Genomic DNA, 1,055 nt, shown 5'->3' with positions numbered 1-1,055 from the left:
GCTGCCGGGCCTGCGGGACACGCCCCGGGGGCCTGCCGTCGAACCTGCGTCAGGCGGCGAAGCCGCCGTCCACCGCCAGCTCGGCGCCGGTGACGTACCGGCCGCCCTCGCCGACCAGGTAGGAGACCGCGGCGGCGACCTCCGCGCCGGTGCCGAAGCGGCCGAGCGCGGTGAGCTCGCGCTGGCCCTCCGCCGCGGGGCCGCCGGCCGGGTTCATGTCGGTGTCGATCGGCCCCGGGTGGACCAGGTTGGCGGTGATCCCGCGCGGCCCGAGCTCCCGGGCCAGCGCCTTGGTCAGGCCGATCAGCGCGGCCTTGCTGGTCCCGTACAGCGTGGCGCCGGGGAAGGCGACGCGCTGGGCTATGCAGCTGCCGAGGTTGACGATCCGCCCGCCCTCGGTCAGGTGCGCGGAGGCGGCCCGGGCGTACAGGAAGGGTGCCCGGACGTTCACCTCCAGGACCCGGTCGACGTCCTCCAGCGTGAGGTCGCCGATCGGGCCGAGGACGCCGACGCCCGCGTTGTTCACCAGGACGTCCAGCCTCCCGAACCGCTCGACGACGGCCTCGACCACGCCCCGCACCGCCTCCGGGTCGGCGCTGTCCGCCCGTACGGCCCAGCCGGTCCGCCCCATCGCGGTGATCTTCGCGGCGACCTCCTCGGCCCGCTCCGCGCCGCCCTGGTAGGTCAGCACCACGTGGGCGCCGTCCTCGGCGAGCCGCAGGGCGACCGCCGCCCCGATCCCCCGGCTGCCGCCGGTCACCAGGGCCACCTTGCCGTCGAGGCTGTCGAGCACTGCCGCACCGTTCATCGTCATATCTCCAGAACTCCTCGTTCCGATCTCGGACATGACTCGATCCTGGCCCGGGGACCTTCAAACCTCCGGCGGTATTCGGACGTTGCGTTCAACGTTCAACCAAGTCGCGACGCGCTCCCGTGCCCCGGCGTGTGCGCCGACCACCGGTGGTGCGGTCCGACCGCCGGCCGCCCGACCCGGGACCCCCGGGAACGGACCGCGAACGCGCCGGGACCGTCCGAGCGGCCGCCCTGATGGAGGG

1 protein-coding gene is annotated in these 1,055 nt (G+C 74.8%); it reads right to left on the bottom strand.

Annotation, left to right across the window (positions count from 1 at the left end; translation table 11 throughout):
- Positions 1–49: 49 nt before the first annotated feature.
- The gene (locus ACFU7Z_RS39585; protein WP_198959499.1) at positions 50–814 is read right to left on the bottom strand and encodes an SDR family NAD(P)-dependent oxidoreductase; all 765 of its coding nucleotides are present in this window, start codon (positions 812–814) and stop codon (positions 50–52) included.
- Between the last annotated feature and the right edge of the window lie 241 nt (positions 815–1,055).

Source organism: Kitasatospora sp. NPDC057518 (assembly GCF_042802075.1).
Classification (GTDB): domain Bacteria; phylum Actinomycetota; class Actinomycetes; order Streptomycetales; family Streptomycetaceae; genus Kitasatospora.
The sequence above is the reverse complement of the archived record's forward strand: the minus strand, read 5'-3'. Positions and strand labels throughout refer to the sequence as shown.